Origin of the sequence: Aureimonas sp. SK2 (genome assembly GCF_029813115.1) — a bacterium.
Classification (GTDB): Bacteria; Pseudomonadota; Alphaproteobacteria; order Rhizobiales; family Rhizobiaceae; genus Aureimonas.
In genome coordinates this window covers 95,988-121,778 of sequence record NZ_JAPZDS010000015.1, presented here as the reverse complement: position 1 = coordinate 121,778, position 25,791 = coordinate 95,988, and the positions used below count along the sequence as shown (strand labels likewise).

Genomic DNA, 25,791 nt, shown 5'->3' with positions numbered 1-25,791 from the left:
AGCCCCCCGGAGCGCCATACCCTTCCTTTCCGCCGTCATCCTTGGGCCTGACCCGAGGATCGACCCACGTCGAGGCGCCGATCCGTCGCAGATCCTCGGGTCAGGCCCAAGGATGACAGTGGAAATATCGAGGCTTCTCTCGACTGTCCGAGGCACCGTAGCAGGTCGTAGACGAGGCGACATGCGAAGAGGTCCGGCCACTTTGCGGCGACCGGACCTCTTTCGCGGAATGCTAAGCGCCGCCGCTTACTTCAGGATCGCGTCCATCGGCACCGGCTCGGACAGGGTCCACTCGCCGACGACGCCCGGCTTGCCCTTCTCGACCCCCACGACGAGGTAGTTCGCGTTGTTCTGGTGGTGCAGCTCGGCGGTGAAGGTGCGGGGGCCGAAGGCGGTCGGCTCGTCCTTCATCTTCTCGAGTTCGGCCACCACGGCCTCGGCCTCCGTCGTGCCGGCGCGCTCGACGGCCTTGGCCCAGACGTCCACCATCACGTAGCCGGGATAGGCGTACTGGCTGGACGGATCGGCGCCGGTGCGCTCCTTGAAGGCGGCGTTGAACGACTTCACGGCCTCGCGCGGGTCGTCGCCGTAGATCGAGCCCTGGACGGGAATGAAGAAGTTCGAGAGGTCGGGCACCGCGGGCAGCCAGTAGCTGCCGTCCATGCCCGAGCCGACGAGGATCATCGAGTTGATGCCGGCGGCCCGGATCTGCTTCACCGCCGAGACGCCGCCCGGCATCATGGTGCAGAGCATGATCGCGTCCGGCTCTTCGGGGAGCGACTTGATGCGGGTGATCTGGGCGGCGATCGAGGCGTCCTCGTTCTTGAACGTGTCCTCGCCGACGAGCTTGGCCCCTTGCGCCTCGAGCTTGGGCATCATCCAGTCGAAGCCGTCGCAGATGCCCTTGTTGTAGACCGTCCAGGTGTCGAGGAGCTTGTAGAAGCTCTTGGCGTCGCGCTCCTTGAAGGCCCATTCCGACATGGCCGCGCCCTGCACCGGGGCGAGCACGGAGGCCGAGAAGGACAAGGGGCCGACGCCCTGGATGCCCGCCTTGACTGATTCGGCGCACAGGAAGAACGAGACCTTGCCCGCGTCCTCGGCGGCGAGCGCGGCGGGCGCCCCGAAATCGTAGTCGCAGGAGACGACCACGAGGTCGGCGCCCTGGTCGATCACGGTGAGGCCCGCCTTGGCGCCTTCAGCGCGGTCGGACTTGGTGTCGGCCTTCACCACCTCGATCTGCTTGCCGAGAAGGCCGCCGGCCTTGTTGATCTCGTCGATGCGGATCAGCGCGGCGTCCGTCGCCGGCTTGTCGTAGGCCTCCATGAAGCCGGACTCGGCCGTGGCGAAGCCGATCTTGATCGTGTCGTCGTCCGCAAAGGCCGGCGCGGTGAGACACACCGAAGCGAGGGCCGCTGCGACAAGATGCTGGGTCTTTGTCATGCACGTCTCCTTTGCTGGACCGTCCGGCGTCATGCCGGCGGGATCAGGGTTTGTTGTTCTTTCGACGAAGCGTGATCTCGCTCCGGCCGAAGAGGCCGGCCGGGCGCAGCGCCAGGATCACGATCATGATCACGCCGAGCGCGATCTCCTGGAGGCCCTTCGGCAGGGCGAAGGGCGTGCCGCCGATCTCCACCCCCGCCTCGAACCAGCGCAGGACCTGGATCAGGGCGGACAGGATGACGGTGCCGAGCACCGCCCCGGTCAGGCTGTTCATGCCGCCGACGACGAGCATGGAGAGCGTGATGAAGGTGAGGCCGAGATAGAAGGTGTCGGGCGTGACGACGCCCACCGAATGGGCCATCAGCGCGCCGCCCATGCCCATCACCGCACCCGAGACGGTGAAGGCGACGAGGCGCTCACGCGGAATGTCGATGCCGGACGCCGCGGCCGCCGTCGGCTCGTCGCGCGCGGCCCGGAGCGCCAGGCCGGCACGCGAGATGGCGTGCGCCCAGGCGACGAAGACCGCGACCACGGCCCCGATCAGATAGGGCCAGATCGTGCGCACGATCGGGATGCCGACGACGGAGGACGTTCCGCCCGTCACCGAATCCCAGTTGGCGTAGACGGTGTTGATCATCGCAAGCACCGCGAAGGTCGCGATGGAGGCGGCGATGCCCGACAGGCGCATCAGGATGCGCCCGACGACGAGGGCGGCGAGCCCGGCGAAGAGCGCGGCGATCGCGGCCGACTGCCAGTAGGGCAGGCGTGCGGAGAGGATGAGGTCGGGCAGGCCCGGCAGCGCGCTCGCCTTCATCACCGGGTTGATGGTGAGCCAGGCCGCCATGTAGCCGCCCAGGCACGCGAAACCGACATGGCCGAAGGACAGGACGCCGGAATTGCCGATGAAGATGTAGAGGCCGACCACGAAGGTGACGCGCACGAAGACGTCGATCACCGTCTGGTTGAAGGGCCGCGAGCCGGTCCAGACCGTGACCACGGCGATGGCGAGGAGGATCAGCGACAGGAGGACGGGCGTCAGGATCGTGCGGCGGGCGAGCGCGAAGCGGGGCGGCTTCCGCGGCTCGGCGAGCGGCGCGACAGGGCTCAGCGACGCGGAGGACGTGGCCATGGCGGTCAGACCCTTTCCTTGGTGCCGCGCGCGGCGATCAGGCCCTGCGGGCGGAACAGGAGCACCAGGATCACGGCGGCGAAGACGAAGGCGTCGCGGAAGGCGCGCGCGTCGAGCGGCAGGGCGACCTGCATGACGACGGAGGCTGCGCCGAGGAGGAAGCCGGCGAGAACGGCGCCGGCCAGACTCCCGAGTCCGCCGATCACGGTTGCGATGAAGGCCATCAGCATCAGCGAGGCGCCCATCTGGATGTCGGCGGTGCCGGTCTGCGCGCCGAAGATCAGGCCGATCGCGGCCGCGAGCGCCCCCGACAGGGCGAAGGCCATGGTGATCACGCGGTTGGCCCGGACCCCCAGCATGCGCGCCATGGAGAAGTTCTCGGCCGCCGCGCGCATCTCCAGTCCGAAGCGGGTGCGGCGCAGGAAGACGGTCAGGGCGGCCAGGATGGCGAGCGTGGCGAGGATCGTGATGAGCTGGAGGAGCGGCAGGCGGGCGCCCAGGATCTCCACCGGCTGCGACAGGCCGGGCAGGAGCGAGATCGACTTCGGCCGGCTCGTGAAGAGCATCAGCAGGAAGTAGCGGATCACGAAGCCGAGCGCGAAGGAGGCGATCATCATCGTGGCCGGGCTGGCGTGTCGGAAGCGCCGGAACACCGTCATCTCGCAGAGCACCGAGAGGCCGGCGCCGACCAGAAGCACGAAGGGGACGAGGAGATACGGGGGCAGCTGCCCGGCGAAGACGATCGCCATCGCGTCGGTCGAGGGCCAGAGGAGCGCGAAGATCGAGAAGGCGATGACGTCGCCATGGGCGAAGTTGACGAGGCGCATGACGCCGAAGATCAGCGCGATGCCGAGCGCCCCGAGTGCGTAGAGGGAGCCGAGCGAAAGAGCGTCGAAGACGACCTGCAGCATGGTCAGTGGTCCTCGTAGCCGAAATAGGCGGCCTTGATGGCCTCGCCGTCCCCGAGTTCGCGCGCGTCCCCGTCGAGAAGGACGCGCCCGCCGCGCATCAGGATCATGCGCCCGCCGACCATGACCGCGCGGGTGGAGCTCTGCTCGACGATCAGCAGGGTGAGCGAGCGCTGGCGCTGGAGCGCGATCAGGCGCTCGTAGACCTGGTCGGTGATGTTGGGGGCAAGGCCCAGCGAGGGCTCGTCGATGGCGACGAGCCTCGGGCCGGTCATCAGCGCCCGGCCGATGACCAGCATCTGCTGCTGGCCGCCCGACAGGAGGCCGGCCTGGGCATGGCGGCGCTCCTTCAGGATCGGGAACGTGTCGTAGACAGACTGGAGTTCGGCGGCGGTTCGCGCCTTGGCGCCGGGCTCCCGCGCCCGCATGCCGGTGCCGACCAGGAGGTTCTCCTCGATGGTCAGCGAGCCGAAGACCTCGCGCCCCTCCGGCACCATGGAGACGCCCCGGCGCGCGATCGCCTCGGGCTTCTCGGCGGTGATGTCGTCGCCGTGGAAGCGGATCGTGCCCTCGGCCGGCCGCGTGACGCCGGCGATCGCGCGCATCAGCGAGGACTTGCCGGCGCCGTTCGGGCCGGTGACGAAGAGGATCTCGCCCTCCTTCAGGGACAGGGAGACCTCGCGCACGGCGGTGAGCCGGCCGTAGCGGATGGTGACGCCGGAGAGTTCGAGAAGGCTCAACCGACCACCTCCAGGGCTTCCACCGGAACCGGCGCGTCGGCGGCCGTTCCCATGTAGGCGTGGCGCACCCGCTCGCTGGCGCGGATGGCGGCGGGCGGCCCCTCCTCGATCACGGCGCCCGAATCCAGGACCACGATGTGCTCGCACAGGCCCAGCACCAACCCGACATTGTGCTCGATCAGGAGGACGCCGCAGCCGAGCTCCCCGGCGATGCGCCGGATCAGGGCGGAAAGGTCGGCGGCCTCCACCCCGCTCATGCCCGCCGCCGGCTCGTCGAGGAGCACGAAGGACGGACGGCCCATCAGGGCGCGGCCGATGGCGACGCGCCGCTCGTCCGTATAGGGCAGCGTGCCGGCGATCCGGGACCCGAGCTCGGCGATGCCCATCCAGGCGAGCATCGCCTCCGCCTCGGCCAGCGCCTGCCGGCGGGACAGGCCGAGCCCGACGCCCGTCACCTCCAGATTGTCGATCACGGGCAGGTCGCGGAACAGCCGCCCGCCCTGGAAGGTGCGGGCCACCCCGCGGCGGCGGACCTGGAAAGGCTTGAGGCCGGAAAGCTTCGCGTCGCCGAGGCGCACGGCGCCCTCCGTCGGGGCCTGAAAGCCGGTCATGACGTTGACCAGCGTCGTCTTGCCCGCCCCGTTCGGCCCGATCAGGCCGGTGATCCGACCCGGCTCCAGCGCGAGATCGACGGCGGACAGGGCCTTCAGGCCGGCAAAGGCGACGGACACGGCGTCCGCCCTCAAGCTGTTCATGCGCCTTTCCTTTCCTGTCTGCGCGGAAGGGGTCTCAGGCCATCGGGCCGTGCGCCGTCTCCCGCCCGGCATCGGTGCCGGGCGTTTTTCGAATCTCCCTCCCGGATCCGGCTCAAGGCCGGCCGCTGCGGCCGCGGGCGGTCAGCCCGCGACGTGGTCCTTGGCGCGCTGGAGCGCTCTGGTGGCGTCGGCCCTGGCCGCCAGCGCCTCGTCCAGCGTCACGGGCTGGAAGCGGGCGGGCGTGTGCGGCTGAAGCTGGGCGATCACGTCCATGTCGGCCGAGATCACGACGCCCAGCATCATGTAGCCGCCGCCCGAGACCGCATCGCGGTGGAGCACGATCGGCTCCGTGCCGCTCGGCACCTGGACAGAGCCGTAGGGGTAGCCGGCATCGACGATGTTGGACGGGTCGGAGCCCGCCCCGAAGGGCGGCTCGCGCTCCACGAACTCCAGCGGCGCCCCGCCCCGGAAGCGGTAGCCGATGCGGTCGGCTTCGGGCGCGACCTTCCAGGTGTCGGAGAAGAAGCGCTTGCCGGCGCTTTCCGTGATCCGGTGCCAGTAGAGGCCCGGCAGCATGCGCAGCTCGGCCGGGTCGGAGCGCGCACGCCGGAGGTGGACGGGAAGGCTGCGTCCGACCGTGTTCGACCCCTCGCCGACGAAAAGGACGTCGCCCGCCTTCAGGGCACGACCCTCGAAGCCGCCCAGCGCGCCGAGCACATAGGTCGTGCGCGAGCCGAGCACGAGGGGCACGTCGATGCCGCCGGAGATCGCGATATAGGCGCGGGCGCCCCCCTTCAGGAAGCCGAAGGAGAGGCGGTCGCCGGCCTTCACGGGGAAGCTTTCCCAAGTCGGCCGCTCCTCGCCGTTGACCTTCGGCGGCAGCTCGCCGCCCGTCACCGCGACGGACGTGTCCTTCGTGAACTCAAGCTCCGGCCCCATGAAGGTCGCCTCGAGGAGCGCCGCGTTTGCGTCGTTGCCGACCAGGAGGTTGGCGATCACCGTGGCGAAGCGGTCCATGCCGCCGCCCTCGGGGATGCCGAGATGGTAGTAGCCGGGACGGCCGAGGTCCTGGACGGTGGTGGCCAGGCCCGGGCCTAAGACGTTAACGGCCATCGAGAAGTTCCATCAGCTTGGCGTTGGTGCCGGGAATGTCGCGGTTGAACGCGGCGAGGTTGAAGGAGCAGGGCCGGATCGTGGGGGCGAAGGTGTCGGCCTCGATCGCCTCCAGCGTGGCGTCGTACTCGGCCCGGTCGATCGCCTTGAACTTCACGATGTCGCCCGGCCTGAAGAGGCACATCTCGTCGCGGAGGTAGTTCACCTTCCGCGTCGGGTCGTAGATCGGCGCCGGCGTCACGCCGTACATCTGGTAGCCGCCCGCCCCGCGCACCGAGTAGATCGCGGCGAAGCACCCGCCGTGGCCGATGGTGAGCTTGGGCGTGTCGGTGCGGGGCCTCAAGTACTTCGGCACCTCGATCTGCCGCTGGCGCTCGACCATCTGGTAGAGAAAGGGCAGGCCCGCGACGAAGCCGACCATGGAGACGAACCAGGGCTGGCCGGAATAGGCCGCGACGAACTCCTCGACGCTCGCGTAGCCGTTGATGCGGGCGGAGTATTCGAGGTCGGTCGAGGAGGGGTCCTGGTGCCGCTCGCGAAACCGCTGGCCGGTCTCGTGCGTCCAGGGATCCTGGAAATAGACCGGCAGCTCGATGATGCGCGTTTCCAGCGTCTCGTCGGACTGCGAGGCCGCCGCCTCGAAGGACTGGAGTTCCTTCAGGAGATCCTGCGGGCCGATCCGGTCCGGGTCGAAGCGGATCTGGAAGCTGGCGTTCGCCGGGCAGATCTCGGTGACGCCGGGAATGTCGGCGTCGCGCACGGCCTTGCACATCGACAGGCCGGTGAAGAAGGAGGCGAGCGACATTTCCTCGGAGACCTCCCCGAAGATGTGTTCGTCGCCGCCGAAGCTGAAGCGTATCGACATCGGATCTCCCTAGAGGCTGTTGTCGGTGAGCCAGCCTTCCAGCCAGCGGGTGTGGACGTCTCCGGCGCGCACGGCCGGATCGGCGGCGAGCGCGAGGAACAGGGGCTTCGTGGTCTTCAGGCCGCCGATCTCGGTCTCGCCGAGCGCCCGGACAAGGCGGACGATCGCCGCCTCGCGCGTTTCGGCATGGACGATGAGCTTGGCGAGCAGCGAGTCGTAGAAGGGCGGCACCGTGTAGCCGGGATAGAGCATCGAATCGAAGCGCACGCCGGGGCCGCCGGGAATGCGAAGATCCTCCACCGTGCCCGGAAAGGGCGCGAAGTCGCGGGCCGGATCCTCGGCGTTGAGCCGCACCTCGATCGCGTGGCCCTTCACCGCGACATCCGACTGCTTCAGCCGCAGCGGTTCGCCGCCCGCGATGCGCAGCATCTCGGCCACGAGGTCGATGCCGGTGATCGCCTCCGTGACGGGGTGCTCCACCTGGATGCGGGTGTTCATCTCGATGAAGTAGAAGCGGTCGGCGGCCTCGTCGTAGAGATATTCGACCGTCCCGGCGCCGGAATAGTGCACCGCCTTGGCGAGCGCGACGGCCGAGGCGCAGAGTTCCTCGCGAAGCTTGGGCGACAGGGCAAGGGAGGGCGCCTCCTCCCAGACCTTCTGCCGGCGTCGCTGCAGCGAGCACTCGCGCTCGAAGCAGTGGACGGCGTCCCGGCCGTCGGCCAGCACCTGCACCTCGATGTGCCGGGCGCGGCCGATCACCTTCTCCATGTAGAGCCCGCCGTCGCCGAAGGCGGCGAGCGCCTCGGCCTCGGCCTGCGGAAAGGCCTGGTCGAACTCTTCTTGCGTGTTGGCGATCCGGATACCGCGCCCGCCGCCGCCCGCCGCCGCCTTGATCATCACCGGGAAGCCGGTCTGGCCAAGCACGGCGCGCGCCGCCTCCAGCCCCACGACGCGACCCGCCGAGCCCGGCACGACGGGCACGCCGGCCCTTGCCGCCGCCTCGCGGGCCGAGACCTTGTCGCCCATCAGGCGGATCGCCTCGCCCGACGGGCCGACGAAGATGAGGCCGGCCGCCGTCACGGCATCGGAGAACTCGGCGTTCTCGGCCAGGAACCCGTAGCCGGGATGGACGCTGTCGCAGCCCGTGTCCGCGGCCGCCTTCAGGAGCGCGGGAATGCTGAGGTAGGACTTCTTGGGCGCCGGGGGACCGATGGCGACGGCCTCGTCGGCGAGCTGCACGTGGAGGGCGTCCGCATCGGCCGCCGAATGCACGGCGACGGTGCGGATGCCGAGATCCCTCGCGGCCCGGATGATGCGCACCGCGATCTCCCCGCGGTTGGCGACGAGGAGTTTTTTCAGCATCAGTCGAGGTCCGCCAGCGGCGCACCGGCCATGACCGGCTCCTCGTTGTCGGCGACGAAGCGCACGTTGGTGCCGGCGACGTCCGAGCGCACCTCGTGGAAGGACTTCATCACCTCGACGAGGCCGACGACGTCGCCGACCGCCACCGCGTCGCCGTCCGCCTTGTAGGGCGGCTTGTCGGGCGAGGCGCTGCGGTAGAACGTGCCGGGAAGAGGCGAGAGGATCTGGGGCATCGTGGGCAACTCCGGGGAACGGGGTTCTGGTCGAAGGCTTGCAAATTCAGTGCCAGGGGGCGATCGCCGCGCGCACGGCGCGGGCGATGTCGAGCGCGTTGGGCGTGTCGGAATGGACGCAGATCGTCTCGGCGCGGGCCGGAAAGGCGCTGCCGTCGTTCGCCGTGCCCTGGTTCTCCCGCAGGGCGCGCACGCAGTGGCGCGCCATCAGTTCGGGGTCCTTGGCCTCGTGCTCGCGGGTGACGATCAGCGCGCCGCCGGGCGCGTAGTCGAGGTCTGCGTAGAACTCGTGCACGAAGGGGATGCCGCGCGCCTGGTAGACGCTCTCGTGCAGCGTGCCCGTCATGCCGAAGAGCGGCACGCCGAACACGGCCGCCGCGTCGCAGATGCCGTGCGCGACCTCCTCCTGCCGGGCGGCCATGCCGTAGAGGCTGCCATGCGGCTTGATGTGGTTGAGCGCCATGCCCTCGGCCTCGAGAAAGCCCTTCAGCGCGCCGGTCTGGTAGATCACGAGGTTGGCGACCTCCTCGCGGGAGAGCTTCATCTCGCGCCGGCCGAAGCCGGCGAGGTCGGGAAGCGACGGGTGCGCACCGACGCGCACGCCGTTTTCCTTCGCGCGGCGCACCGTCTTGCGCATGTGGTCGGGATCGGACGCATGGAAGCCGCAGGCGACGTTGGCGACGTCGATCAAGGGCATCATGCCGGCGTCGTCGCCGATGCGGTAGAGGCCGAACCCCTCGCCCATGTCGCAGTTGAGCGTGACCCCCATCGACCCCTCCGCCTTCGCAACTGCCAAAATTTTGGCGTTGCGAATTTTTTGCGCAAGCGCGGCATCTTGTGAAATAGTCATTTTCTGAAAAGGATATCGAAAAAACCGATACGCCCACCGGGACCGCATCGCGATGACCATCACTTTGAGACAGCTCGACTATTTCATCGCCACGGCCGACAGCGGCCAGGTCAGCCATGCCGCGGTGGAGCTGAACATCTCCCAGTCGGCCGTGACGGCCGCCATCAAGTCGCTGGAAGCGGAGCTCGGCGTCCGGCTCTTCGACCGCACCCATTCCGGCGTCCGGCTGACCATGGAGGGCACGCGCTTCCTGGAGCGGGCGCGCGCCATCACCGGCGCGGTGGCGGCCGCGATCCAGAGCCCGCTGCGGGACCGCGAGGGCCATGCCGGCACGCTGCGGCTTGGCATGACCTACACGGTGGTCGGCTACTTCATGTCCCGCTACTACGCCCGCTTCCGCAAGCTCCACCCGCAGATCGAGGTGGAAGTGTCCGAGCTGCCGCGCGACGCGCTGGAAGACGGCTTGGTGGCGGGCGAGGTCGACATGGCCGTGATGCTCGTGTCCAACCTCGCGCGGTCCACCGAGATCGACGCCGAGACGCTGGTGCGCTCGCGCCGCCGGCTCTGGCTGCCCGCGGATCACCGCTTCCTCACGCGCCCCGCCATCACCCTGGCGGACGTCGCGGCCGAGGACTATGTGATGCTGACCGTGGACGAGGCCAAGACGACGGCGTCGCGCTACTGGGACGCGGCGGGCCTGCGACCCCGCGCGGTGCTCACCACCGCTTCCGTCGAAGCGGTGCGCTCGCTGGTGGCGTCGGGCATGGGCGTGACCATCCTGTCCGACATGGTCTACCGGCCCTGGTCGCTGGAAGGGCAGCGCATCGAGGTGCGCTCGCTGGTGGAGCCGATCCCCAGCATGGATGTGGGCCTCGCCTGGGCGCGCTCGCGCCCGATCGTGCCGACGGCCGCCGCCTTTCGCGCCTTCATGTCGGTGACCATGGGCGGGGGCGGCTGAGGCCTCAAACCATGAGGTGCCTGCGCACGTCCGGGTCGTCGAGGTCGCTTCCCACGCCCGCGAACACGATGCGGCCGCGGTCGAGGATGTAGACCCGGTCGGCGAGCTCGCGGCAGAAGTCGAGATACTGCTCGACCAGAAGCACGGCGATGCCGGCCTCCTCCTTGAGGTAGCGGATCGCCCGGCCGATGTCCTTGATGATGGAGGGCTGGATGCCTTCCGTCGGCTCGTCCAGGACCAGGAGGCGCGGGCGCGTGACCAGCGCGCGGCCGATGGCGAGCTGCTGCTGCTGGCCGCCCGAGAGGTCGCCGCCGCGCCGGCCGAGCATGGATTTGAGGACCGGGAAGAGGTCGAACACGTGTTCGGGGATCGAGCGGTCCGCTCGCTTCACCGGGGCGAAGCCGGTCTGGAGGTTCTCCTTCACGGTGAGAAGCGGAAACACCTCGCGCCCCTGCGGCACGAAGCCGATGCCGGCCCGCGCCCGCGCATAAGGCGCGCTCGTCCCCAGATCCTCGCCGCCGAGCTGGATCGTTCCGCGCCGGATCGGCTGCTGGCCGACGACGGCGCGCATCAGCGATGTCTTGCCGACCCCGTTGCGCCCGAGCACGCAGGTGATCTCGCCGGCCTTGGCCTCCAGCGAGACGCCGCGCAGCGCCTGCGCCGCGCCGTAGAAGAGATCGACGTTCGAGACTTCCAGCATGGTCAGCGCCCCAGATAGACTTCGATGACACGCGGGTCGGCGGAGACCGCGTCGAGCGGACCTTCGGCCAGAACATGGCCCTCGTGCAGGCACGTGACCTTCACGCCGAGCATGCGCACGAAATGCATGTCGTGCTCGACCACGACGACAGAGCGCGTTTGCGCGATGTCCCGCAGGAGCTTGGCGGTCTCCTCCGTCTCGGCATCGGTCATACCGGCGACGGGCTCGTCCACGAGGAGAAGCTCGGGATCCTGCGCGAGCAGCATGCCGATCTCGAGCCATTGCTTCTGGCCGTGGCTGAGGTCGGCGGCGGGTCGCGCACGCTTGTCGAGGAGCCGCACGGTCCTGAGGATCTCCTCGATGCGCTCGTCTTCCGCGTCCATGCGCTTGTGGAAGAGCGCGGCGAAGATCGATCGGCTGCCCGACAGGGCGAGGCGCAGGTTGTCCTCCACCGTATGGCCTTCGAAGACGGTCGGCTTCTGGAACTTGCGGCCGATGCCGAGCGAGGCGATCTCGGCCTCGTCGTGTTTCGTCAGGTCGGTGTTGCCGGCGAAGTAGACGTCGCCGGTGTCGGGCCGCGTCTTGCCGGTGATGATGTCCATCATCGTGGTCTTGCCGGCGCCGTTCGGGCCGATGATGGCGCGCATCTCGCCGCGCGCCACGACCAGCGACAGGTCGTTGATCGCCTTGAACCCGTCGAAGGCCTTGTTGACCCCGTTGAGGTAGAGGAGCGTCTCGCCGCGGGGCGGGCGCAGTTTCGCTTCCCGCTCGCGCCGCTCCGCCATCTGCGTGGCGTAGGGGTGGGGCGAGACACGGGCGGGGTCGAAGGAGGGCTCTTGCATCATGGTCACTCCGCGGGATTGGCGGCGGGCTCGGCCGGGCCGGCGGCGACGCCCTTCTCGGCGCGGGCGGCCCGGCGACGATCCGTCAGCGCGCGCCACCCGTGGTCGAAGGTGCCGACGATCCCGCGCGGCAGGAAGAGGGTGACGAAGACGAAGAGGCCGCCGAGGATGAAGAGCCAGGCGTCGGGCGCGGCGGCGGTGAAGTAGCTCTTGCCCCCGTTGACGAGGACGGCGCCGATCACCGGCCCGAGGATCGTCGCGCGACCCCCGACCGCCGTCCAGACCACGACCTCGATGGAATTCAGCGGCGCGAACTCGCCGGGATTGACGATGCCGACCTGCGGCACGTAGAGCGCGCCCGCCACGCCCGCCATCATGGCGGACAGCGTGAAGGCGAAGAGCTTCACGTGCTCCGCCCGCCAGCCGAGGAAGCGCGTGCGCCCCTCGGCGTCACGCACCGCCACCATCAGGAGCCCGAGCTTGGAGCGCGTGACGGCGGCCACCACCAGCACCCCGCCGGCCAGCGCGATCGCGGTCGCGGCGAAGAGGCCGGCGCGCGTCGAGGCGGCCTGGATCGGAAACCCGAGGATTTCCTTGAAGTCGGTCAGGCCGTTGTTGCCGCCGAAGCCCATGTCGTTGCGGAAGAAGGCAAGGAGCAGCGCGTAGGTGAGGGCCTGCGTGATGATCGAGAGATAGACGCCGGTGACCCTCGAGCGGAAGGCGAAGTAGCCGAACAGGAAGGCGAGCAGGCCCGGCACCAGGACGACCATGAGCGCGGCGAACCAGAAGTGGTCGAACCCGTACCAGAACCAGGGCAGTTCCTTGTAGTTCAGGAACACCATGAAGTCCGGCAGGTCCGGGTTGCCGTAGACGCCGCGCGCCCCGATCTGGCGCATCAGGTACATGCCCATGGCATAGGCGCCCAGCGCGAAGAAGGCGCCGTGGCCGAGCGACAGGATCCCGACATAGCCCCAGACGAGGTCGAGGCTGAGCGCGAGCAGCGCATAGGCGAGATACTTGCCGAAGAGCGGCACGAGATGGTCGGGCACGTGGAGCGGGCTGGCCGGCGGGAGCGCGAGGTTGAGGACCGGCACCAGGATGGCGAGGGCGAGGAGCGCGACGGCCAGCCAGACGGCGCGCGGTCCGAGAAGCTTGGCGGTGATCATGCGTCCACGAACCTTCCCTTGAGGGCGAAGAGGCCGCGCGGCCGTTTCTGGATGAAGAGGATGATGAGGACGAGCACCACGATCTTGCCGAGCACGGCGCCGGCATAGGGCTCGAGGAACTTGTTGAGGATGCCCAGCGAGAAGGCGCCGACCAGCGTGCCCCAGAGGTTTCCGACCCCGCCGAAGACCACCACCATGAAGCTGTCGATGATGTAGCCCTGGCCGAGATCGGGCGAGACGTTGTCGACCTGGCTGAGGGCGACGCCCGCCATGCCGGCGATGCCGGAGCCGAGCGCGAAGGTCAGCGCGTCCACCATCGGCGTGCGGATGCCCATGGCGGCCGCCATGCGCCGGTTCTGCGTGACGGCGCGCATCTTCAGCCCCGCCGAAGTGCGGTTGAGGACGAAGAGAAGCGCGGCGAAGACGGCCAGCGCGAAGACGATGATCCAGAGCCGGTTCCAGGTGACGGCCATCTGGCCGATCTCGAAGGAGCCGGACATCCAGGACGGGTTCGACACCTCGCGGTTGGTCGGGCCGAAGAGGGTGCGGATCGCCTGCTGGAGGATCAGCGACACGCCGAAGGTCGCCAGCAGCGTTTCCAAGGGACGGCCGTAGAGGAAGCGGATGATGCCGCGCTCCATCAGGAATCCGACGAAGCCGGCCACCAGGAAGGCGAGCGGCAGGGCCAGCGCGAGGCTCCAGTCGAGCCATTGCGGGGCGTGGTCGCGCATCGCCTGCTGGACGACGAAGGTCGTATAGGCGCCGAGCATCACCATCTCGCCATGCGCCATGTTGATGACGCCCATGACGCCGAAGGTGATAGCGAGGCCGATGGCGGCGAGGAGCAGCACGGAGCCGAGCGAGAGCCCGTACCAGACGTTCTGCGCCTGGCCCCAGAGGGCGATGGTGCCTTCCACGGAGGCCGCGCCGCGCGCGGCGGCGGCGGCGACGCTCGCATCGGCGTCGGAGGCGGCGGCGTTCAGGAGGTTCAGGGCCGGCCGGTCGCCGCGCGCGGCGAGCGTCGCGACCGCCTCCAGCTTCTCGGCCGCCGGGCGGTGGGAGCGCAGGACGGCGCTCGCGCGGGCCTCGGCCAGAGCCTTGTCCACCGCCGGGTCGCTTTCGCGGGCGATGGCGGCGTCCAGCATGTCGAGCTGCTCGGGCGTCGCCCGCTCGAACAGGGCCGATGCGGCGGCCAGGCGCCGGGCGGGGTCGTCCGAGCCGAGCGTCAGCGCGCCCATGGACTCGGCGACTAGCGTTCGGATGGAGTTCTTGACGCGCACCTTGTCGAGCGCGCCCTTGGCCCTCGTGCCCAGCGCCTCGCCGGTGAGCGCGTCGGTGACGCGGATCTCGGCGCCCGAGCCCGCGCCGATCACGACGCGCCCGCCGTCCTTCTCGAAGTAGAGGTTGCCGTCGGACAGGGCCTGCAGCGCCGGGACCACCGCGGGATCGCCGGTGGCGGCAAGCGCCCGGATCGTCGCCTCGGTTTCCTCGAAGCTCCGCTTGCCGCCGAACTCCTGGACCAGGGCGGCGGGATCGGCGCCCTGCGCCTGCGCCGCGGCGCCCCAAGGGCACAGGAGGACCGCCGCGAGGGCGAGGCCGGCAAGGAGGCGGCAGGATCGGCTAAGCCGGCTTATGAATTCGGACATGGAATCCGCTCCGGACGAGGGCGCCTCGGGGCACCGGTCGAGGACGTCGGGGAGTGCGAAGGGCAAGGCGCCCCGTCCGTGAACGACCGGACGGGGCGCCGAGGGGACATGGCCGCCGGGACGGCCGATCCCGTGCGGTCAGTTGGAGGCCGCAGCTCCCGCTCCGCCGCACTTGCCGGTCTCGGTGTTGAAGTTGCCGCAGGACATCGGGGCGCGCCAGTCGGCGATCAGGGGCTTGGATTCCGGCAGATAGTCGGACCACTCGTCGCCGAGCACCAGGCCGGACGTCTCGTGCACCACCTCGAACTGGCCGTCCTCCTGGATCTCGCCGATCAGCACGGGCTTGGTGATGTGGTGGTTGGCGCCCATGGAGGAGAAGCCGCCCGTGAGGTTCGGCACGGCGACGCCGATCATCGCGTCGATCACCTTGTCGGTGTCCGTGGTGCCGGCGGCCTCGACAGCCTTCACCCACATGTTGAAGCCGATATAGTGGGCCTCCATCGGGTCGTTGGTCACGCGGTCGGCGTCCTTGGTGAACTCGCGCCACTTGGCGATGAACGCCTCGTTCTCGGGCGTATCGACGGACTGGAAGTAGTTCCAGGCCGCGAGGTGGCCGACCAGCGGCTTGGTGTCGATGCCGGCCAGCTCCTCCTCGCCCACCGAGAAGGCGACGACGGGAAGCTCGGAAGCCGAGACGCCCTGGTTGGCGAGCTCCTTGTAGAAGGGCACGTTGGCGTCGCCGTTAACGGTCGAGACCACGGCGGTCTTCTTGCCGGCCGAGCCGAACTCCTTGATCGCCGAGACCTCGGTCTGCCAGTCGGAGAAGCCGAAGGGCGTGTAGTTGACCTTGATGTCCTCGGCGGCGACGCCCTTGGACTTGAGATAGGCCTCGAGGATCTTATTGGTGGTGCGCGGGTAGACGTAGTCCGTGCCCTCCAGCACCCAGCGCTCGACGCCTTCCTCCATCAGGTAGTCGACGGCGGGAATGGCCTGCTGGTTGGGCGCGGCGCCGGTGTAGAAGACGTTGCGCTCGGATTCCTCGCCCTCGTACTGGACGGGATAGAACAGGATCGAGTTCAGCTCCTTGAACACCGGCAGAACCGACTTGCGCGACACCGACGTCCAGCAGCCGAAGACGGCGGCGACCTTGTCCTGCGCGATCAGGCCGCGCGCCCGCTCGGCGAAGAGCGGCCAGTCGGAGGCGGGATCGACGACCACCGCCTCGAGCTTCTTGCCGAGGACGCCGCCCTTCTTGTTCTGCTCGTCGATGAGCATCAGCATGGCGTCCTTCAGGGTCGTCTCCGAAATCGCCATCGTGCCCGACAGCGAGTGGAGGATGCCGACCTTGATCGTGTCTTCCTGGGCGTGGGCCGAAAGGCCCGCCGCGAACGTGGTGGCGGCATAGGCGCCGAGCAGCCAGCCGGCCTTCGTCGAAACTCGCATGGGATCGTCCCCTCATGGATCGGTTCGCGGCACCCCCGCCGCCGGAGGGGACCATCGGACGCGAGGGCGCGGGGGGACATACGTCAAATGACGTAGACGCGGCCGCCACCGCCGCGCATAGGATCGGAGCGACGACGCAACCAGCCAGGACCGGAATGAACGGGCGCCAGCGCATCCTCCCCGTCCGGCGCGAATACAACCGCTGGGTCGCCAATCAGACGCTGGAAGACTATGCGCTGCGCTTCACCGCGAAATCCGCCCGGCGCTGGACGGCCGCGCGCGTCTCGCAGACGGCGATCGGCGCGATCTCCTTCCTGGCGCTGGAGGCCGTCGGCGGGGCGATCACCCTCTCCTTCGGCTTCGCCAACGCGGTGGCCGCGATCCTCGCCGCGACCGTGATCCTGTTCCTGACCGGCATCCCGATCAGCGTCTATGCCGCGCGCCACGGGGTCGACATCGACCTTCTCACCCGCGGCGCCGGCTTCGGCTATATCGGCTCGACCGTCACCTCGCTGATCTACGCGAGCTTCACCTTCATCCTCTTCGCCGTGGAGGCCTCGATCATGACGGCCGCGCTGGAGCTCGCCTTCGGCCTGCCGCTCTGGATCGGCTACATCGTCTCGGCCGTGGTGGTGATCCCGCTCGTCACCCACGGCGTCACCTGGATCAGCCGCTTCCAGCTCTGGACCCAGCCGCTCTGGATCGGGCTCAACCTCCTGCCCGTCGGCTTCATTCTCGCGCAGGACTGGGGCTCGGTGGAAGCCTGGATGGCCTTTCCCGGCCTCGAGGCCACGGGGGCCGACGGGTTCGATCTCCTGAAGTTCGGAGCGGCGGCCGCCGTCATCCTCGCCCTGATGCCGCAGATCGGCGAGCAGGTGGACATCCTGCGCTTCCTGCCAGGCAACGGGCAGGCCAGGGGCTGGAACTGGTGGCTGTCGCTCTTCGCCGCCGGTCCCGGCTGGATTGTGCTCGGCGCGCCCAAGCTCCTCTTCGGCTCGTTCCTGGCGGTGCTGGCGCTGCGTTCGGGAGTCTCGCCCGAGCACGCGGCCGAGCCCGCCTACATGTACGAGGCCGCCTTCGGCTTCGTCCTGCCCAACGAGACGGCCGTGCTGCTGCTGACCGCCGCCTTCGTGGTGGTGAGCCAGCTCAAGATCAACGTGATGAACGCCTATGCCGGCTCGCTCGCCTGGTCGAACTTCTTCTCGCGCCTGACCCATTCCCATCCCGGCCGCGTGGTCTGGCTGGTGTTCAACGTGGCGATCGCGCTGCTTCTCATGGAGCTCGGCATCTACCGGGCGCTGGAGGCGACCTTCGGCCTTTTCGCCAATGTCGCCGTCGCCTGGCTCGGCGCGATCGTCGCGGATCTCGCCATCAACAAGCCGCTGGGGCTTTCCCCGCCCGGCATCGAGTTCAAGCGCGCCCATCTCTACGACATGAACCCGGTGGGCCTCGGCTCCATGGGCCTTGCCACCCTCCTCTCCCTCCTGGCCTTCGCCGGCGCCTTCGGGGAGACGGCTGCGGCCCTCTCGGCCTTCGTCGCTCTCGGCACCGCGCTCGTAGCCGCGCCGCTGATCGCCTGGGCGACGGGCGGGCGCTTCTATCTCGCGCGCCGGGGCCGGGCCGAATGGATGACGCGCAAGAGCATCGAATGCCGGGTCTGCGAGCATCCGTTCGAGCCGGAGGACATGGCCTACTGCCCGGCCTATGCCGCGCCGATCTGCTCGCTCTGCTGCTCGCTCGACGCGCGCTGCCACGACCTCTGCAAGCCGCACGCGCGCTTCGCCGCCCAGGCGGCCGCGCTCGCCGAGGCGACACTCCCGAAGCGCCTTCTTGCCCGCGTCGATTCGCGCACCGGTCGCTATCTCGGCGGCTTCTCGCTGCTGGCCACCGTGCTGTCGCTGGTGCTCGGCCTCATCTACTACCAGGCGGCGCTGGCGAGCCCCCAAGACACCGACACCATCGCCGCCGCCCTCTGGGCCGCCTTCTTCATTCTTCTCATCGTCGCGGGCATCGCCACCTGGTTCTTCGTGCTGGCGCAGGAGTCGCGGCGCGTCGCGCAGGAGGAATCGGCCCGCCAGACCAGCCTCCTCCTGAAGGAGATCGCCGCCCACCGGCGCACCGACGCCGCCCTCCAGAGCGCCAAGGAACGGGCGGAGGCGGCGAGCCTGGCGAAGAGCCGCTATGTCGTCGGCATGAGCCACGAGCTGCGCACGCCGCTCAACGCCGTCCTCGGCTATGCCCAGCTCCTGGAAGGCGATGCCGCCATCCCGCGCGAGAAGGCGGGCGGCATCCGCACCATCCGACGCTCGGCCGAGCACCTGTCGGGCCTCATCGACGGCATCCTCGATATCTCGCGCATCGAGACCGGCCGCCTGACGCTGCAGCGTTCCGACGTGCGGCTCGACGACTTCCTCGCCCAGATCGTCGAGATGGTCCGGCTCCAGGCCGAGGCCAAGGGCCTCGCCTTCCGCTTCGTGAAGCCGGCAAACCTGCCCGAGGTCGTGCGCACGGACGAGAAGCGCCTGCGCCAGATCCTGATCAACCTCCTGACCAACGCGGTAAAATACACCGAAGCCGGCTCGGTCACGTTCGAGGTCGCCTATCGCAGCCAGGTCGCGATCCTGTCGGTGACCGACACCGGGCCGGGCATCGGGGAAGCGGAGGCGGAGCGCATCTTCGAGCCGTTCGAGCGGGGGGATGCCGCGCGCGGCAAGCTGCCGGGCCTCGGCCTCGGCCTCACCATCACCCGGCTTCTCGCCAGCCTGATGGGCGGCGACGTGACGATGACCAGCCGGCCGGGCGAGGGAAGCCGGTTCGAAGTGCGCGTCATGCTCTCGGCCGCGCCGCCCCGGCCGGCGCCGGCCATCGGCGCCTCGCCCTCGGAGCCGGACACGCCCGTGCGCGGCTATGCCGGCGCCCGGCGCACCATTCTCGTCGCCGACGACGACGAGGCGCATCGCGAGCTGATGGTGGAGCTCCTGCGCCCGCTCGGCTTCATCGTGCTCACCGCCGCCGACGGCCCGACCGCGCTGCGGCTGGTCGCCGAGATCCGGCCCGACCTCTTCCTGCTCGACATCCAGATGCCCGGCATGGACGGCTGGCAGCTCGCCCGGCGCCTGCGTGCCGCCGGCCAGTCCGGCGCCATCCTGATGCTGTCGGCGACGCTGGCCGAGACCCCCGGTCCCGGCGGCGAGGCGGAGGACGATCCGGGCGTCAGCGGCGCGCTGCCCAAGCCCGTCGATCTCAAGGCACTGCTGGCCGCCATCGCGCGCACCCTCGCCCTCGACTGGACGCGCGAGGAGGCGTCCGTCCCGGAGCCGGCGGCCGTCGCTTCGGGGCCGCCCGCACGGCCGGGCGCCGCCGACATGGCGGAACTCCAGCGCCTCGGCCGGATCGGCTTCGCCAAGGGCGTGGAGCGCAAGCTCGACGCGCTGGAGGCCGATCCCGCGATGGCGGGTTTCGTCGCCGCTCTGCGGGTGCCCGCGCGCGACTTCGACTGGAAGCGCTTCTGCGCGATGCTGGAGGCTGCGATCGATGCCTGAGACCACGCCCGGCGGCGAAAGCCAGATCGTTCTCGTGGTGGACGATTCGCCCGATACGCTCCGCCTCCTGACCGATGCGATCGAGGCGACGGGCGCGACGGTGCTGGTCGCGCTGGAAGGCGCCCAGGCGCTCGCCATCGCCGCCGAGATCACGCCCGACATCGTCCTGATGGATGCGGTGATGCCCGGCCTCGACGGCTTCGAGACGACGCGCCGCCTGAAGGCCGACCCGGCGCTGCGCCATGTGCCCGTTGTCTTCATGACCGGCCTCGGCGACACCGAGCACGTGGTGCGGGGGCTGAACGCCGGCGGCGTCGACTACGTGGTCAAGCCCATCGTGCCGGACGAACTCCTCGCGCGCATCCGCGTCCACCTCGCCAGCGCCCGCTCGGCTTCGAGCGCGCGGGCCGCCTTGGACACGACCGGCCGCTTCCTGTTCGCGACGGACGGGGACGGGCGCCTCCTTTGGGCGACGCCCCAGGCGGGGCGGCTCCTGGAGGGCGCGCCCGGCACGCAAGGCCCTGCCCTGCCCGCCCCGGCGCACGCCTGGCTTGCGGCCGGTGCCGATCCCGCCCGCGCGCCGCCCGGCGGCTGGTCCCTGCCCGCCGAGCCGGGGCGGCGGGTCGCCTTGTCCACCGTCGGCACGGTGGCCGACGGCGAGCACCTGTTCCGGCTTAGCGTCGAGGACGCCTCGGCGGAGGAAACCCTGCTTCGCGAGCGCTTTCAGCTCACCGCGCGGGAGGCCGACGTCCTGGTCTGGCTGTCGCGCGGCAAGTCCAATCGCGACATCGCCGAGATCCTTTCCTTGAGCCCGCGCACGGTGAACAAGCACCTGGAGGTCGTGTTCGCCAAGCTCGGCGTCGAGAACCGCGCCTCAGCTACCTTTCTGGTGATGAAGACCCTGTCCGAGCGCTGAACCGTCAGCGCGCGGGCACGCTGGCCGTGGGCACCGGCCCGGCCCGGCGCGCGGCCGCCGCCGCGAGCGTCGGCATGGTGCCGGCGCGGGCCGGCACGGCGGCGGGGGGCGCCGTTGCCGCCTCGGGCACGACCGCAGCCTCCACCCAGCCGGTGAAGATGCCGGATTCGACGCGGGCGAACCCGCCCTCGCGGCGCGTCACGCGCAAGGGGCGCCCGGCGTCCAGAACCATCCAGACCGGCGAGCCGGCGCTCGGCGCCCGGCGCAGCGGCGTCGGCCCCTGCGTGGTGAAGGAGGATCCGGTGGTCGGGAGCGCCCGCACGACGCCGGCGGCCGGAGCGGCCGGGCGGCCCGGCGCCTCCTCGCCGCGCCGGGGCGCGGCGACCGGGACGACCGGCTTCACGACGGCGGGCTTCACGACGGCGGGCGGAACGGGCGCGCGAAGCGCCGCCGTGCGCGGTGCCTCGGGTTGCTGCGGCTTGGCGGCCGGGCGCGGGGACGCCGGCCGGGCGGCGGGTCGCTCGGCGGCCTCGCGGACCGGAGCGGCGCGGGGCGTCTCCCGGCGGGCCGGCGCGGGCTCGGGCGCCTGCCAGGGCATCCGGAGGTCGGCGAGTTGCGGAACGTGGCGTTCCACCAGCGGGCGGTTGGCGTCGAAGGCGATCCAGCCGAGGGCGAGGATGCCCGCCCCCCACCAGAGCGGACCGACGCGCCCGGAACCGGCCCGCGCGCGCGACGACGCGGCGCTCGCCTTGCGGGATCGCGGCTTTCGCTGGGGCATGGGGCGGCTCCCTTCAAGGCTCTCGTGAGCCCCTAGTCCTAGCGCCGGAAGGTGGACGGATGGTGAACACGAGGTGGACAGAAAGCCGCCCTTTCGCTTCGAAACCTGCCAAGACCCTGATCGAGCGGGGGTTTTCGCGGCGCCCATCGTGGGGCGGTCAGGGCCGAGCGGTAGCCGGCTCTTGAAACCGGGCGCCGCCGCCGCACCTTCCCGCCGCGAAGGGATGCCGCTCCGGCGGCCTCACACGAAGGATCGATGGTCATGAACAAGCTGACGCCCTGGGCTCTCGCCGCCACGCTGGCGCTCGCCGCCTGCAGCGACGATGCCCCCTCGACGCCGGCCGCCACCGCGCCCGCCGCGACCACCACCACCACCGCGCCGGCACCCGCGACGGCCACGGGAACCGCACGCACGGAAGCCCAGCAGGCCGCCGATGCGATCGGCGAGGCCGGCCGCCAGACCGGCCAGGCGATCGGGGCCGCCGCGACGGAAGCGCGCGACGCCGCCGCCCCCGCGCTCCAGCGCGCGCAGGAGGCCACCGGTCAGGCGATCGAATCGGCCAAGCAGGGCCTCAACAACCTGACGCGCGACGCCGCCTGCCAGACCGCCCGCGCCGCCAACGACACGCAGGGGATCGCGGCCAACTGCTGAGCGTGCCCCTGCGCGAGAACGCGATGGCGGGCGCCGCGCTCAGGCCGGCGTCCACCCCAGGATCATCTCGCGCACCTTGGCGCCGAGGGCGTCGTACTCGAAGGGCTTGGCGATGAGGTCCATGTTCTCGCCGAGGAACTCGCCCCGCACGGAGGCCGATTCGGCGTAGCCCGTCACGAACAGGATCTTGAGCTGCGGACGCAGGCGCCGCGCGATCTCGGCGAGCTGCCGCCCGTTCATGCCGGGCAGGCCGACATCCGTCACGAGGAGGTCGATCCGCGCCGACGATTCGAGGATCGGCAGCGCCATGGCCGCGTCCACCGCTTCCAGCGGCTGGTAGCCGAGATCGCCGAGGACGTCGACGATCAGCATGCGAACCAGCCCCTCGTCCTCCACCACGAGCACCGTCTCGCCCTCGCCCGCCGGTGCTTCGCCGGTCTCTTGCATCGCCTCCACCGGCGCGGGGCCGGCTTCCGCCGGCAGGAGCAGCCGGATCGTGGTGCCCTCCCCCTCGACGCTCCGGATGGACACGTGGCCGCCGGACTGGCGGGCGAAGCCGTAGATCTGCGACAGGCCGAGGCCGGTGCCCTGGCCGAGCGGCTTGGTGGTGAAGAAGGGCTCGAAGGCCTTGGCCAGCGTCTCCGGCGACATGCCGGAGCCGGTATCGGCCACTTCCAAGACCGCGAAGGGGCCGGGGCGGGCCGCCTCGGCGGCCTCGGCCGGCGTTGCCCGCCGCGCCGAGATGGTCAGCCGGCCGCCGTCGGGCATGGCGTCGCGGGCGTTGATGGCGAGGTTCAGGAGCGAGTTCTCGAGCTGGCTGACGTCGGTGCGCGCGACCAGCGGCTCGGGGCTGAGGCGGATGGCGATCGCGATGTTCTCGCCGAGCGTGCGGCGCAGGAGGTCCTCGATCTCGCCGACCACTGCGTTGAGGTCGAGCGCCTTGAGGTCGAGCGACTGCCGCCGGCCGAAGGCGAGGAGGCGCGCGGTCAGGGTCGCCGCGCGCTGGGCCGCCTGCATGGCGTTGGCGCGGTAGCGCTCCAGCGCCTCCGTATCACCGGTCTCGATGCGCCGGCGCATCAGGTCGAGCGAGCCGATGACGCCGGCCAGCATGTTGTTGAAGTCGTGCGCGATGCCGCCCGTGAGCTGGCCGATCGCCTCCATCTTCTGGCTCTGGCGCAGCGCCTCCTCCACGCTCTCGCGCCGCGCCATCTCGGCCGACAGCGCCTCCGTGCGCTCGGCGACGCGCGCCTCCAGCATGGCGGCGGCCTCGCGCAGCTCGGTCTCCATGCGCTTCTGCGCGGTGACGTCGAGTACGAAGATGTGGAACCCGTCGACCGCGCCCCGCCGGTCGCGGCGCGGCAGGTATCGGATCTCCACCACGCGGTCAGTCCGTCCGGGGCGGACGAGCGTGGTTTCGAGAAGCGCCTCCTCGCCGGCCAGCGCCTTGGCCACCGCCGCGCGGCGCGTGTCGAAGGTTTCGGGGCCGAGAATGTCCGGGATGGTCCGGCCGACCACCTCGTCCGGACCGGTACCGAACCACGCCTCGTAGGCACGGTTGGCGAAGCGATAGACGAGGTCGCGGTCGACGAAGGCGATCAGGACGGGCAGCGAGTCGGTCACGAGCCGCAGCTCGCGCTCGGAGGCGGCCAGCGCCTCGCGGCTGGCGGTCAGCTCGTGCAGCCGGTCGCGCATCTCGAACTGCTTCTGGCGCGCCCGCATTGACGAGGCGATGGAGCTGACCAGCGACTCGATGCCGAGCGGACGCTCCAGGATCGTGACGTTGGTGACGGCCTCCGGCAGGCGGTGGCGCAGGCCGACGACCGCGTCGGACCGTCCGGTGCGCCGGGCCGCCAGCACCATGATGGGGATGTCGGACCAGTCCGGCTGGGCGGCGAGCGCCCGGGCGAGCTGGTCGAAGCCGCCGTCCAGCGCCTCCTGCGTGACGAGGATCAGACCCACCGCCTCGCCCGCCTCGCCCGCAACGCGGCGGGCGAGCTCGCCGAGATCGCCGCACACGGCGGTCCGGTAGCCCTCGTGGGTCAGAAGTTCGCGCATGCTCTCGGCATCGCGCCCGAAGGGGGCGCAGATCAGGACCTCGAAGCCGTGCGCCGCCCGCCTATGCACGCGTCCGCTCTTCCATCAGCGGGCCGCTCGCCCCGACATATTCGGGCGTGCCGGTCAGGATGCCCCGGAACTCCGAGAGAGGCGCCCCGACGCGCACCCCTTGTGCATCGATGCGCAATTCGCGGATCGCCTCCTCGTGCGGGCCGCTGCGGTTCTTGAGCACCGAGATCGCCTTGCGGAAGCGCCCTTCCGCCTCGAAGAACCGGACGAGGATCACGGCGTCGGCGACATAGGAGATGTTGAGCGTGCCCGTCGCCATGGTGCCGACCAGTCCGCTCTGCGGGTTGATCAGGAAGGTGCCGACGCCCTTCTGGTTGAGATAGGACAGGAGCTCGTGGATCTGCAGGATGAGCTGCTGCTCCTGCGGCATGGCGGCGAGATAGCCGTTGAGACTGTCGATCACCAGGAAGCGGCAGCCCCGCTCCTCCACTTCGCGCCGCACGCCGAAGGCGAACTCGCCGGGCGCGATCTCGGCCGGATCGACCTGGACGATGCGCAGGAGGCCGCTCTCGATATGCTCCGCCAGATGGAGACCCATGGCCGCCGCGCGCACCATCATGGTGCCGATGCGCTCGTCGAATTCGTAGATCGTGCAGGGCTCGCCGCGCCGGCAGGCGGCCTCGACGAACTGGAGAGCGAGCGTCGTCTTGCCGGCGCCGGCCGGGCCGGAGATCAGCGTGCTCGTGCCGCGCAAGGGGCCGCCGTGCAGGAGCGCGTCCAGCTCGGGTATCCCGCTCGCCATCGGCTCGCCGACGAAGGGCGCGTGGTGGTCGGCCGCGACGAGGCGCGGAAACACCTGGAGCCCGCCGCGCCGGATGGAGAAGTCGTGGTAGCCGGCGACAAAGGCCACCCCGCGCAGCTTCTGCACCTGGAGGCGCCGCCGCGCCGCGCCGAAGTCGAGCGTGAGGCGCTCCAGCGTCAGGACGCCGTGGCAGAGGCTGTGGAGATGCGTGTCGCGCCGCCCGGATTCGCCCGCCGTCAGGTCGTCGATCAGGATCACCGTCGATCCGCGCGGGGCGAAGAACTGCTTGAGCAGCAGCACCTGGCGCCGGTAGCGCAGCGCGTCCTGCGCCACGAGGCGCATCTCCGACAGGCTGTCGAAGACGACACGATCGGGGCGCACGCGTTCCACCTCGTCCTGGATGAGCTGGATCATGCCGCCGAGCTCTACCTCCCAGGAATGGAGGATCGACTGCTCGCGGCCTTCGCCGAGCACCGCCTCGGCCGAGGACAGCTCGAAGATGTCGATGGCGGAAAGGTCGAAACCGTGCGAGGCGGCCACGGCCAGAAGTTCCTCGCGCGTTTCCGACAGGGTGATGTAGAGGCAGCGCTCGCCCCGCGCCGCGCCGTCGAGCAGGAAGCGCATGGCCAGCGTCGTCTTGCCCGAGCCCGGCGCGCCCTCGACGAGATAGAGCCGGCCCGTCGGCAGGCCGCCGTCTAGGATCTGGTCGAGTTCGGCATTGCCGGACGAGGTCCGATCGGACGGTACACGCATCGGAGGCACTCTTCGGCTCAAGGGTCGCTCGGCGGCCGGAAGGCCGTACGATATTGACTAACCAAGCGCTTCCGGCCGCGCAACGCAATTGCACGTGGCCGCATGCCCAGCGGACGGCGGGCGCTGGCCATGGCG

General features: G+C 70.2%; 22 protein-coding genes. 4 read left to right on the top strand and 18 right to left on the bottom strand.

Features of this window, described 5'->3' with window-relative positions; genetic code table 11:
- Positions 1 to 246 precede the first annotated feature (246 nt).
- From O5O54_RS17865 to O5O54_RS17820, 10 genes are all read right to left on the bottom strand, one after another.
- On the bottom strand, positions 247 to 1,440 hold the full coding sequence (locus O5O54_RS17865) for an ABC transporter substrate-binding protein (protein ID WP_279483191.1): 1,194 nt from the start codon (positions 1,438 to 1,440) through the stop codon (positions 247 to 249).
- Between the two features lie 43 nt (positions 1,441 to 1,483).
- Positions 1,484 to 2,569 carry a branched-chain amino acid ABC transporter permease gene (locus tag O5O54_RS17860; RefSeq protein WP_279483190.1) on the bottom strand — a complete coding sequence of 362 codons (1,086 nt, stop codon included), beginning with the start codon at positions 2,567 to 2,569 and terminating at the stop codon, positions 1,484 to 1,486.
- A 5-nt stretch (positions 2,570 to 2,574) separates the two neighbouring features.
- The gene (locus O5O54_RS17855; protein ID WP_279483189.1) at positions 2,575 to 3,480 is read right to left on the bottom strand and encodes a branched-chain amino acid ABC transporter permease; all 906 of its coding nucleotides are present in this window, start codon (positions 3,478 to 3,480) and stop codon (positions 2,575 to 2,577) included.
- Positions 3,481 to 3,482: 2 nt separating this feature from the next.
- A complete protein-coding gene (locus tag O5O54_RS17850) occupies positions 3,483 to 4,217 on the bottom strand; it encodes an ABC transporter ATP-binding protein (protein WP_279483188.1) in 735 nt (244 codons plus the stop codon).
- Positions 4,214 to 4,972: an ABC transporter ATP-binding protein gene (locus O5O54_RS17845; RefSeq protein ID WP_279483187.1), complete on the bottom strand. Its 759-nt coding sequence runs from the start codon at positions 4,970 to 4,972 to the stop codon at positions 4,214 to 4,216. The genes O5O54_RS17850 and O5O54_RS17845 overlap by 4 nt, the downstream gene beginning before the upstream one ends.
- 141 nt (positions 4,973 to 5,113) lie before the next feature.
- Positions 5,114 to 6,085, bottom strand: coding sequence for a biotin-dependent carboxyltransferase family protein (locus O5O54_RS17840; RefSeq protein ID WP_279483186.1), 972 nt, complete (start codon positions 6,083 to 6,085; stop codon positions 5,114 to 5,116).
- On the bottom strand, positions 6,075 to 6,950 hold the full coding sequence (locus tag O5O54_RS17835) for an allophanate hydrolase subunit 1 (RefSeq protein WP_279483185.1): 876 nt from the start codon (positions 6,948 to 6,950) through the stop codon (positions 6,075 to 6,077). Before O5O54_RS17835 ends, O5O54_RS17840 begins: the two co-directional genes overlap by 11 nt.
- 9 nt (positions 6,951 to 6,959) lie before the next feature.
- Positions 6,960 to 8,312: an acetyl-CoA carboxylase biotin carboxylase subunit gene (locus O5O54_RS17830; RefSeq protein WP_407061727.1), complete on the bottom strand. Its 1,353-nt coding sequence runs from the start codon at positions 8,310 to 8,312 to the stop codon at positions 6,960 to 6,962.
- On the bottom strand, positions 8,312 to 8,545 hold the full coding sequence (locus O5O54_RS17825; protein WP_279483184.1) for an acetyl-CoA carboxylase: 234 nt from the start codon (positions 8,543 to 8,545) through the stop codon (positions 8,312 to 8,314). Before O5O54_RS17825 ends, O5O54_RS17830 begins: the two co-directional genes overlap by 1 nt.
- A gap of 46 nt (positions 8,546 to 8,591) precedes the next feature.
- Entirely contained in the window at positions 8,592 to 9,314 is a 723-nt protein-coding gene (locus tag O5O54_RS17820) for a LamB/YcsF family protein (protein WP_279483183.1), read from the bottom strand.
- Positions 9,315 to 9,447: 133 nt separating this feature from the next.
- Between O5O54_RS17820 and O5O54_RS17815 the strand changes: the two genes are divergently transcribed.
- Positions 9,448 to 10,353 carry a LysR family transcriptional regulator gene (locus O5O54_RS17815; protein ID WP_279483182.1) on the top strand — a complete coding sequence of 302 codons (906 nt, stop codon included), beginning with the start codon at positions 9,448 to 9,450 and terminating at the stop codon, positions 10,351 to 10,353.
- A gap of 4 nt (positions 10,354 to 10,357) precedes the next feature.
- Here O5O54_RS17815 and urtE read toward each other — a convergent pair whose 3' ends face one another.
- The 5 genes from urtE to urtA all read right to left on the bottom strand — a co-directional run bounded on the left by urtE (position 10,358) and on the right by urtA (position 16,150).
- Positions 10,358 to 11,053, bottom strand: coding sequence for an urea ABC transporter ATP-binding subunit UrtE (gene urtE / locus O5O54_RS17810; protein ID WP_279483181.1), 696 nt, complete (start codon positions 11,051 to 11,053; stop codon positions 10,358 to 10,360).
- Between the two features lie 2 nt (positions 11,054 to 11,055).
- Positions 11,056 to 11,838 carry an urea ABC transporter ATP-binding protein UrtD gene (gene urtD / locus O5O54_RS17805; protein ID WP_279483197.1) on the bottom strand — a complete coding sequence of 261 codons (783 nt, stop codon included), beginning with the start codon at positions 11,836 to 11,838 and terminating at the stop codon, positions 11,056 to 11,058.
- Between the two features lie 62 nt (positions 11,839 to 11,900).
- Complete coding sequence (urtC, locus tag O5O54_RS17800; RefSeq protein WP_279483180.1) at positions 11,901 to 13,061, bottom strand: urea ABC transporter permease subunit UrtC; 1,161 nt, start codon at positions 13,059 to 13,061, stop codon at positions 11,901 to 11,903.
- Positions 13,058 to 14,707: an urea ABC transporter permease subunit UrtB gene (gene urtB / locus O5O54_RS17795; RefSeq protein ID WP_279483179.1), complete on the bottom strand. Its 1,650-nt coding sequence runs from the start codon at positions 14,705 to 14,707 to the stop codon at positions 13,058 to 13,060. The genes urtC and urtB overlap by 4 nt, the downstream gene beginning before the upstream one ends.
- A 138-nt stretch (positions 14,708 to 14,845) precedes the next feature.
- Positions 14,846 to 16,150, bottom strand: a complete 1,305-nt coding sequence (gene urtA, locus O5O54_RS17790) for an urea ABC transporter substrate-binding protein (RefSeq protein ID WP_279483178.1) — start codon at positions 16,148 to 16,150, stop codon at positions 14,846 to 14,848.
- A gap of 155 nt (positions 16,151 to 16,305) precedes the next feature.
- On the opposite strand from urtA, the gene O5O54_RS17785 reads away from it, so the two are divergent.
- Both O5O54_RS17785 and O5O54_RS17780 read left to right on the top strand, forming a co-directional pair.
- On the top strand, positions 16,306 to 19,692 hold the full coding sequence (locus O5O54_RS17785; RefSeq protein ID WP_279483177.1) for an ATP-binding protein: 3,387 nt from the start codon (positions 16,306 to 16,308) through the stop codon (positions 19,690 to 19,692).
- Positions 19,685 to 20,608, top strand: a complete 924-nt coding sequence (locus tag O5O54_RS17780; protein ID WP_279483176.1) for a response regulator transcription factor — start codon at positions 19,685 to 19,687, stop codon at positions 20,606 to 20,608. The genes O5O54_RS17785 and O5O54_RS17780 overlap by 8 nt, the downstream gene beginning before the upstream one ends.
- A 4-nt stretch (positions 20,609 to 20,612) precedes the next feature.
- Here O5O54_RS17780 and O5O54_RS17775 read toward each other — a convergent pair whose 3' ends face one another.
- Positions 20,613 to 21,386, bottom strand: a complete 774-nt coding sequence (locus O5O54_RS17775) for an SH3 domain-containing protein (RefSeq protein WP_279483175.1) — start codon at positions 21,384 to 21,386, stop codon at positions 20,613 to 20,615.
- Positions 21,387 to 21,647: 261 nt separating this feature from the next.
- On the opposite strand from O5O54_RS17775, the gene O5O54_RS17770 reads away from it, so the two are divergent.
- A complete protein-coding gene (locus tag O5O54_RS17770) occupies positions 21,648 to 22,037 on the top strand; it encodes a hypothetical protein (RefSeq protein ID WP_279483174.1) in 390 nt (129 codons plus the stop codon).
- A gap of 39 nt (positions 22,038 to 22,076) precedes the next feature.
- On the opposite strand, the gene O5O54_RS17765 is transcribed toward O5O54_RS17770, so the two are convergent.
- Positions 22,077 to 24,161, bottom strand: coding sequence for a PAS domain-containing sensor histidine kinase (locus O5O54_RS17765; RefSeq protein WP_279483173.1), 2,085 nt, complete (start codon positions 24,159 to 24,161; stop codon positions 22,077 to 22,079).
- Positions 24,154 to 25,656 (bottom strand): ATPase domain-containing protein, encoded by a 1,503-nt coding sequence (locus tag O5O54_RS17760; RefSeq protein WP_279483172.1) that lies wholly within the window; start codon positions 25,654 to 25,656, stop codon positions 24,154 to 24,156. Before O5O54_RS17760 ends, O5O54_RS17765 begins: the two co-directional genes overlap by 8 nt.
- Positions 25,657 to 25,791 lie beyond the last annotated feature (135 nt).